Here is an 8633-nt window from a genome sequence, read left to right as displayed (position 1 = left end):
TTGTAGACGGGGTTTGCCTCTGACCACTGTGCATCCGATTAGTCTCCCGCTGTTTCGGGCCATCACCAACGAGGTTCGATACCTGCCCGAATCAGGCTCGGACCATGAGCTGCCGCTGTAGCGGAGCCAACGCGGATGAGGATTTGGCCCGTCGACAGCCAAGACAGGCTAAAACGTCAGTGCAGTTCGGGAATAAGGCATACACCCCCGAACTGCACTGGTGGGACGTGAAGATCAGCTTCCGGTCCAGTCGACTGAAGTCACACACACCTACCTTGGTGGCACTGGCGGTTCGGAGCTGACGGGCTCCGATTCGCGGTTCGGATCGAACGGAATCTCGTTGTCGATGGCATCTCGCATTGTTGCGACCGGCGCTGGCTCATCGGTTGATCGCCGCGCAGTTCCATCGCTGACGGCAGCAACTTCCTCTGCTGACAACGTCACTTTGCCCGCGCGTGGAGCGACCGTGTACCAGTTTTCGGACGGCAAGAAGCCAGCCGACATAAGGTATGTTGCTCCCGGCTCGATCAGTGGGTCATCGTCCAGTAAGTACAACGTACCGTCGGTGCCATACCCGCCTTGCTGATTGACGAGTATTTGGCCCGCGACGTCACCCTTTAGGGTCTGAAGCACCTCAACAGAAAACTGCGTCTCGGGAAACGGCCCAACTGCCTTCGTACCGACTTGCTCAATCACTGTTCCGACGAAGACCGCGTCGGCCCAACCGGCAAGCTGCTGAGGGTCTGTCACATCGAAAGCCGAGTCCATTTCCACTGCTTGTGTGCGCGTAGTCACGCTGGCAGTCGCGCCAGCATCTCCAGGTTGCGTGCCTGCCGAAGTGCTGCAGCCAACTAATACAATGCAGGCGAATAAGCTCGCAACGCCCACCCTGCCGTACTTTGATCCTAAACTTCTGACCTTCATCATGTCATCCCCAGAGTTGACGGTAGGCGGCTTGATCCATGAACTGCGGCGCAAAAACCGATGAGTTTGAAATCGGATCCATCAGCTGACTTTTGCAGTTGTGCGCCAAACCGAGCGCATGACCCATCTCGTGTGTCATAACGTTCCGTTGATTACTGGCGTTACCGAGCTTCGCTGTATTCATTTGAATAGTGTCCACCCCAAAGTCGGTGTTGCTGTATAGCCCGGCCCATGTGACGTCCGGACGGTTGGCGTCGGAAATTTCCACATTAGTGAGCGTCGGGTTCACAGGGTCATAGGGGGTAACCTGGACGCTCCCAAGTGCATTCCAAGCAGTGGATGCCTGCGAAATTGCGGTCGTGTATTGGGAAGATGACTGATAGGTGAGTTTGGAGAAGAGGACCGAGCTGTAGCCCAATGTCGGCGGCTTGCGTCCTGACGTCAGATACTGGCCGTTCTGGAAGTTCTGTCCGGAAGCGCCATATGACTCGTAACCATCATTGGACGTTGTTCCATCTTGACACAGGTACTCATCACTGCTCGGGAAGCCCAAGGGTCCAAGCTCGTAATTCTGCGCAGCCCACTGATCGCGAATGTTCCCCCAGGTGGCATAGGCGGATGTGGCTCCGAACTTGTATGTAATCGCGCCGCCCTGGAAGTTGTTGTATCGCCCGCCCGAAGCAGGGCTCTCACGTGTGACCGGGTAGCCGAGTCGTCCACGTTCGTCGCTTCGCTTCTCGTATTGATACGGGCCGTTGACATACGTTCTGTACTGACGCGATGGCAAATTGAGCCACTTGTTCATGATCAAGCCGCCGATTTGACGACCTTTATTTGGGTCGACATTTGGCGACCAGTAAATGCGATTCGTGAACCCGAATTCCTGCCACCGCCCCTCGTTGCTGTTTCCTGCCCAGAGCTCGCCACTGGTGGGTTCTCCGATACTCGAGGTGCCGCCTTGGCCGTATTGGTTAGCGCCCGAAAGGAAATCGATAAATTCGCGTTCGATGGAGCCGAGGACCCACTGGTTGTTGCGAAATTGATCGGCGTTCGCAACGCCAGGTGTAGAAACTAGCAATGCAAGGGATGTAATTAACGCACCGATAAGTGACATTCTTCGAGCGACAATTTAGTTTCGCGTCCGATGCTGCCTGAAGCGGACATTGATCAATGGGCTTGGATCGCCAATATGCGACTTGAGAGGTAACCTGCTCGGTTTCATGGAGCTCCCACAGTGAAGGGCATCAAGGACGAACCGAACAGTACGGTCAGTTTGCCCACCGTTGGAGAGGCACGCGAACACGAGTTTGGTCACAATTCGGTCACCGTGACCGCCGCCAACTCGACGGCGGCTAGACTTCGAACGCATGAGCAATACAGGTTCTCGGTGGCTACGGCCAGCTGTCCTGCTGGTTCTAGTCGGCGTCTTGCTCGTTGGTGTTGCTTTTGGGGCGACCAGCCAGATTGGGCTCGGTCGCTCGGCCTCAGAGATTTGCGAGAATGCTTATCCGGGGGCTGTCGACGTCGAGTCCAGTCGTCCCCTTCTACCGCTGGTCGTCGTGCGTTGCGCTGCACAGGATTTTGACACGCGTGTGGAGACTCATGAATTTGACCCGCTGTCAACGCTTGTCCTCATGGCTGGGATCGCAAGCATTGTCGTTGGTGTATCTGCCGTCCGACGTCAAAAGCTGAACGAGTCATCTCAAAAAGGACAGCGGTGAACATACTCGGTGGTCTGGTCTGATTCGCTGTGTGAGAACTCGAATCAATTCTGGTCAGAGGATACTTCCTCCCCGACGCCAGTATCTTGCAGCTTTATCGAGGCTTAGCGGTCCTGCCGGCCACACGCGCCCACGACAGCGTCCGCGGAGTTCGAGCGTGACTGCAGGGAGATCACCCCTGACGTTGTTTCCAGTTCTTTCCGTAGGGCGTGGTTGTCGAGTGTTAGCCGCTGGATGACGGCCAGTGCGAGGGTGAGGTCTTGAGTCAGCGCCGCGTTGTCTCGTTGCACGCGCTTGTTGGAGGCAAGGAGTTCGGTCCGGTCGTCATGCCGTGTGGCGACGGGAGCTGCGACGGAAGCGGCTCTGAGTTCGGCAGCGATAGCGGGGTAGTGCCGCCAGAAGGTTGCGTTGGACAGACCCAGTCGACGGGCAAGGCCGATGACAGTGGCGCGGCCGCCGGCCGATGCTGCGTCTTCGAGGTGCTCTGTCATCACTCGACGGACGTCCTGCTCGCTCGGGAGGTCGATGCGTTTACTCATCGGATTGAGTTCGGATCGTGTCGGTCGACGAACTGATTTATCTGCTCACTCCGTTGCCGTAGTCGATGCTGCAGCAACGGAGGCAGCGACGGTGTTCGTTCGAGCTCGCGCTCGATATCGGAGCTCTCCGAACGCAACTCGTCGAGGTTGCCTGAGGTGAGCGCGACGTTGCGGCATTCGAGCGGTCGACAATCACCGAGCGTCGGCGCGTTCTGGCCCGAAAGGTTCTGTGCGCGTGTGCACAGTGCCTTGTCCGGATCGTAGACGCAGGTGGCGTATCGGCCTGGATAGATTGCTGGGTCGAATCGGCGTATCAAGCGGTCGTGCCGACGCCGGTCGGTGACGACCTGTCCTTGGTATCGGATATTCGACTCGAGCTCGCTCAGACGTCGGCGGGCTTCGTCGGCGGCGGGTCCAACGAGATCGGTGTGTTCATGGGTATCGATCATTGCCATCAGACCCTCCCCTCGGGCAAGGGCCACCTCTGACTCGACTTCGGCGCGGAAACCGCTATCCGATGTGCCGGCGTAGCCCTCGAACATCTGGACAGCTTGGTGGCGATATTGAATTGCTCCGGCAATGGATCCGCCGGGTTGGCGTGCGATGAACCAGGCGAGCGTTCGTCTGAACTGGCGGGTTGTCAGCCGCCAGGTTTGGGCATTCACAGCCGGTATGTTCTCTGCGAGACCATGTGCGCGACAATAGCCGTCGATCCAGGACACCAGATTGTTGATGTGGTCGTTCGTGGTCTTGGTCAAATTGACGTGGGCGGCGGTTTTGCCGATCCGCACTGCGGTGCCATGAGTTGAGGGTGCGAACAGCCGGGTTTCGTTACCGGGTTGGAGGAGTTCGAGGACCGCCACGGCGCGGGCGGCCGGAGCGCCGACAACCCAGGTCACTTGCACTCCGGTGGGGTCGCGTTCACCTTTGAACGCGAGGCTGGTCATCATCCACCGGTAGGGCCTGCCGTGAGGGTCACGTTTGACGCTGATGCAGCCCCGCTGCAGATGCTTGATCTCGCTGTCACGCATGCCGGACAGGAACGCAATAATGACGTAGCAGGCTGCGCTCAGCGCCGACAGCAGGTGCAAGATCCCGGCTTGACGATCACGTCGATTGAACAGGATGCGGTCGATCCAGGGGGACCCGTTGATCCGTCCGTTGATCACCACGTCACACGAGACGTCGTTGTCGACCCCGACCAGTCGAGCTGTGTCTTCGATGAGGTGGCGGTAGGTCCGCAAGGTCGTGCGATCGCATCCAAGCATGCGGGACAGGTGGCGAATGCTCGGTTGTCCGTTATGCCCCGGTAGTGGGCGGTCCGCGGCACGGTATTCAGCTATGAGTTGGTCCAGCTCCTCCTTGACCCATCGTCTCGTCTTGGGCGGAATTGACCCTTGTCCCAATCGAACTCGTCGCCACTCGCGGTCTGCCGCGAGAATGTCCGATGCAAACTCATCGACGAATCGCAGACTCCATGTGAGTAGGGGTCCGAGCACCGCCTCCGGAATTCTGGCGGTCGCGTTGTCTGGTCCGCTCCTGTCGCCGGACTCGCTCCAACCATCGATGTGGTACGGGTCGAAAGTCAGCTGATCGGTAACCATGAGTCCGCGGTAGCGATAGAGCGACCGAACCGAACTGCGATAGCGATCACGAACCGTGAGAGTGGGTTGCGTCGCGAGCAAATGCATTTGGTACGCAATCAAATCGGAAGGTTGCAACTCCGATAGCAGCGGCTGGCGCAGGTTGGGTCGCGAGGCGAGCCAGGAGAAGAAGTGGCGTAGCGTGGGCAACATCGAGGCAATCGTTGCTACCTTCGGTAAGCCGCGTCCTCTGGCGGGTGCAGGCCCGCCCAGTAGCCCGATGAAAAGTTCTTTGGCCACGGTGCGATAGACAGATGGCACGGATGTGAAGTCGAGGATCAGAGCAACATGATGTTGCTGAAAGAAAGCTGGACTGAGATCCCAGACGTCGTCTACGAATCGGGAAGCTCGGCTGAGTTCTGTCTCCGGGCGCACCGGCCGCCCGTTCAATACGCATCGTTCGTCGAACGGATGCGACGTCGACGGTTGAGGGTGGGCGTTGGTCATGTTTGCTCCCATGGTGATTCGACGAGATCGAGAAGTGCATCGGTGGGTTTGATCTCCGTTGCCGCCAGGATCTCGGACCGATTGAACTTCGAGAGAACGTCATGGCGGATGGCCGCCCACGTCGGTCCGTATCGGACCCACCAATCGGCCTCCGACAGCTGATCGCGGCGGGCCGCCAGCGCATCGAGCAATCCGAGCAGTCCAGGAAGGTGATCCGGTGTGACCACGCAGTTTCCGCAGTGAAAGCAGTCGAGAAACGATGCGCGACAGCTTCTCCCGGTGGCGGGATGGTGTTCGTGATCCCGGCACGCTGACCAGGCGGTATCGGCTGCGTCTGCATGCGTCGACGGGGTTTCACCATCGGGATCGGTGGTGGAGCGTTCCGGCTGCACGTTCAGTGTGCCTCCGGCAACGTGCAGCGCTCGTCTGTGTGCTGCCAGAGCGCTCGATTCGGCGTCGCTGACGGCAGCCGCGACAACGGTGTGTGCCCATTCCTGTGTTGTCGGGTCTCCGCGTAGATAGTTCCGGAACAGAACCGGGATGGTGTTGCTCCGGGCAGCGGACGGGAGGTGACCGCCGATCTGTTTGGTACGGCGCACGTCTGCCGTGGTCTTGATCCGGTTGCCGGTGACCGCAAGCGGAGCCGGGGGCGTTCCGTCGACGACGTCAGCGTGGAGGCAATGCCGGGTGCGCCATCCGGCAAGGTTGATTGCTGTTGCGGTCAGTTCGCGAGCGAATGGGTCGAAATGTTCTTCGATACCGCGAAGGCCGGTGTTGTGGCCGCTACGCCAGATCGACCAAACGGATGCGCTGCCAGAAGTGTTCCTGCTGCGAGTGGTCAGTTCGTGTAGCAGTAGGTAGAGACCGCCGGGATAGTGCAGTTCGCGACCCGGTGGCCCGATCTCCCACGTCGCGGTCTCGAACCATCGGTGATTGCCGCGGCGGCGTTTGATGACACGAACTTCGACGGCGCGTGTCTCCAGGATTCTGTGTTCCCAGGGGAGCTCTTTGATGGTTTCGATATTGCGGCCGGTCAGCGCCACCATCAACACGAGCATCGGCGCGAGGTCCCGGATCGTCATATAGAGCCGGCTCGCAAGCTCCAGTCTGACAACGTGCGCGCTGAAGCTCCGGCTCGGGGGTACGACTCCTGATTCCGCAATCGCGACGAGCTCTTTGTCGCCCTCCAAGCCTTCCCGTTCACCCGTTTGTCCTATTGCAGCTTCCGAGAGTCGAATCCGATCGCGCAATGCGGTGATGTCAGACCGAGCGGCTGAGAGAATACGATCGAACTCTCCGTCCGAGTAGCCAGGTTGGCCAATCCGGGTCTGCCCGATCTGGCGGCAGGTGTAGTCGATCACTGATGAATTCACCGTATCGACCAGCGGTGGCAACGTCAGGAACTGTCCGAAAAGTGCGATGCCTCGCCAGGCGTAGACGTCCTTCTGCGTTACTCTGCGCTGGTTGTAGACAGATTGGAGGTGGGCGGTCTCCAGCAACGGTGGTCCGGTCGGCGGATCCCGCAGTTCCGAGAGGGATCGCAGCATGGATCGCACCCTCGTAACCAGTCCCTTCGCTGAGCTGAGCGTTCTGCTGCGTCCTGTCGGCCCGAGGGCAAGGGACAGAGCCTCCGCAACTGCCGTGTGCCAACCGGGCAGCGCCATCTTCGCGACGTCCACCAGCAGAGTCCGGCCGTCTTCACCATAGAATCGGACCGTAAGGCCGGAGGCGATGGCGTGTTCGCCTTCGGTCGGTGTGTACAGGCCAGATGGGAGCATCGCGCGGCGCCCGGTCCCGGTACTGCCGCGACCGCTCACTGCGTTTTGTTCTCAGTGGCGACGTCGAAGACATCGAGTGGAGTGTCGCGGGGATCTTCCCATGTGTTGGGCACCAACATCATTCGCGTTTCCATTTCCAATTCCGACAGCGCGTGTAAGTAGATCTGTGTTGTCACCACGGAGCGGTGCCCGAGCCGACGTCGCACCCAGTCCAGAGGGTCACCGAAGATCTGTGTCCATTGCCCTCGCTGTTCGGCAGTCATCTCAGTCATCGCGCTGATATGTCCGCGCTGAAGCTGTTCCAGAGTCACCACCGCGAACGTGTGCCGCAGGAGGTGAGCATGTGCAGACAGAGGAACTCCTGCTCGACGACACCGTGTGTTGGCGACTGCGAACATGTCTTTCCAGGTCGAGACCGCCATGGGGGTGCCGAACTCCGACAGCCAGAACGCGGCCGGCGTCAAACCATCGGGCCCGTCGATGAGCAAACGGCGGCGCTCGTCGGCATCGAGGTTGGAAACTTTCACGGTCGATCTCAGACCGGACCGAGTCTGCACGACGACCGGCGAATGCGGATCAGGGATCACGAGCGGGCGGCGAACCTGTTCGTACCGTCCGCAGGCGCGTGCGCGGTCGACGACCTCCGCGCGATCGAGTGTCACGTACCCGATCAGGTCGGCGATCACGGATTCAGGAACGTAGACCCGGCGGGCCGAACGACCTTTGGAGATGGCCGTCGGCAACCAAAAACGTTGATAGCCCCCCAGACTGCGAGCTGCGGGCACATCGAATACCGTCAGCGCCGCTTGCTCGGACAACCGCATCCCGGTGCGCACCATCAAGTCGCAGAATGACGCGTTGCGCGCCGCCCAGCGACCGCGAAACCCGGTGTCGTGGACACCGTCGGCGCGATATCCGCGAATCCCGACATCGCGCCACAAACGGTAGGACTGGGGTGGGAGCCACTCGATACGATCCGTCGCGGCATCGTGCGAGTAGGTTGCCGGTGTTGTGGTCGAAGAGTCATGACGGACGAAGCCCGCGCCGAACGGTGTTGGCTGTCGAACTCTGTGCGGCACAGGGTTTGTCAATATGTGGCCCGCGCGGACCTGCCATTGGTAGAACTTGTCGACTGCGGCAACCTCTCGGTCCCATGTCGCACCTTGTATGTGCGGCCCTTGGGGGTCGATCCTGCGCCAGCGCCAGTACGCCAGATGGTCAGCCTCGTTGACGTCGCGCCAACGAGTTCTGTCTCGTGAGACAGCAACGAAGTTCAAAAACGCGGCTAGATCGCGGGCGTAGCCCACCTGGGTGTTGCGCGCCTTCGTCTGCATATCGACTGATCTGAAGAAGGCATTTAGTTCGACGTCGTACTCGAATACCGGGTCGATGAGGAACGGCGTGCCGGCCACCAACTCTGGCCGCGCGAACCCAGGCCACTCCAAATTTGTGTCCGGAACCGCTGGCCGCGGCACCAACTCGTGTGGAGTGATACAAACACGCCAACCAGGTTTCGGCATGGTGGGCAACAGTACGTGGACATCTGTCCATCCGTGCACAAAACATAGCGCTCACCGTGGC

6 protein-coding genes are annotated in these 8633 nt (G+C 59.8%); all 6 read right to left on the bottom strand.

Annotated features, from left to right (window positions below; all coding sequences use genetic code 11):
- Nucleotides 1-270 precede the first annotated feature (270 nt).
- Complete coding sequence (locus CH305_RS28605) at nt 271-768, bottom strand: hypothetical protein (RefSeq protein ID WP_008720607.1); 498 nt, start codon at nt 766-768, stop codon at nt 271-273.
- A gap of 160 nt (nt 769-928) precedes the next feature.
- Complete coding sequence (locus tag CH305_RS28600) at nt 929-2038, bottom strand: matrixin family metalloprotease (RefSeq protein WP_094610794.1); 1110 nt, start codon at nt 2036-2038, stop codon at nt 929-931.
- A 711-nt stretch (nt 2039-2749) separates the two neighbouring features.
- Nucleotides 2750-3184: a hypothetical protein gene (locus tag CH305_RS28595; RefSeq protein WP_094610795.1), complete on the bottom strand. Its 435-nt coding sequence runs from the start codon at nt 3182-3184 to the stop codon at nt 2750-2752.
- A complete protein-coding gene (locus tag CH305_RS28830) occupies nt 3181-4428 on the bottom strand; it encodes a hypothetical protein (RefSeq protein ID WP_141216344.1) in 1248 nt (415 codons plus the stop codon). Before CH305_RS28830 ends, CH305_RS28595 begins: the two co-directional genes overlap by 4 nt.
- An 842-nt stretch (nt 4429-5270) precedes the next feature.
- The gene (locus CH305_RS28585) at nt 5271-7052 is read right to left on the bottom strand and encodes a hypothetical protein (protein ID WP_143545336.1); all 1782 of its coding nucleotides are present in this window, start codon (nt 7050-7052) and stop codon (nt 5271-5273) included.
- Between the two features lie 35 nt (nt 7053-7087).
- Nucleotides 7088-8464, bottom strand: coding sequence for a site-specific integrase (locus tag CH305_RS28580; RefSeq protein WP_249277140.1), 1377 nt, complete (start codon nt 8462-8464; stop codon nt 7088-7090).
- Nucleotides 8465-8633: the final 169 nt, after the last annotated feature.

The sequence above is a fragment of the Rhodococcus sp. 15-649-2-2 genome (assembly GCF_002258645.1).
Lineage (GTDB): Bacteria > Actinomycetota > Actinomycetes > Mycobacteriales > Mycobacteriaceae > Rhodococcoides.
The sequence above is the reverse complement of the archived record's forward strand: the minus strand, read 5'-3'. Positions and strand labels throughout refer to the sequence as shown.

Excerpts from the sequence above, each read along its gene's own strand:
- CH305_RS28605 (WP_008720607.1), bottom strand. The coding sequence starts at position 768 with ATGGACTCGGCTTTCGATGTGACAGACCCTCAGCAGCTTGCCGGTTGG.
- CH305_RS28600 (WP_094610794.1), bottom strand. The coding sequence starts at position 2,038 with ATGTCACTTATCGGTGCGTTAATTACATCCCTTGCATTGCTAGTTTCT.
- CH305_RS28595 (WP_094610795.1), bottom strand. The coding sequence starts at position 3,184 with ATGAGTAAACGCATCGACCTCCCGAGCGAGCAGGACGTCCGTCGAGTG.
- CH305_RS28585 (WP_143545336.1), bottom strand. The coding sequence starts at position 7,052 with ATGCTCCCATCTGGCCTGTACACACCGACCGAAGGCGAACACGCCATC.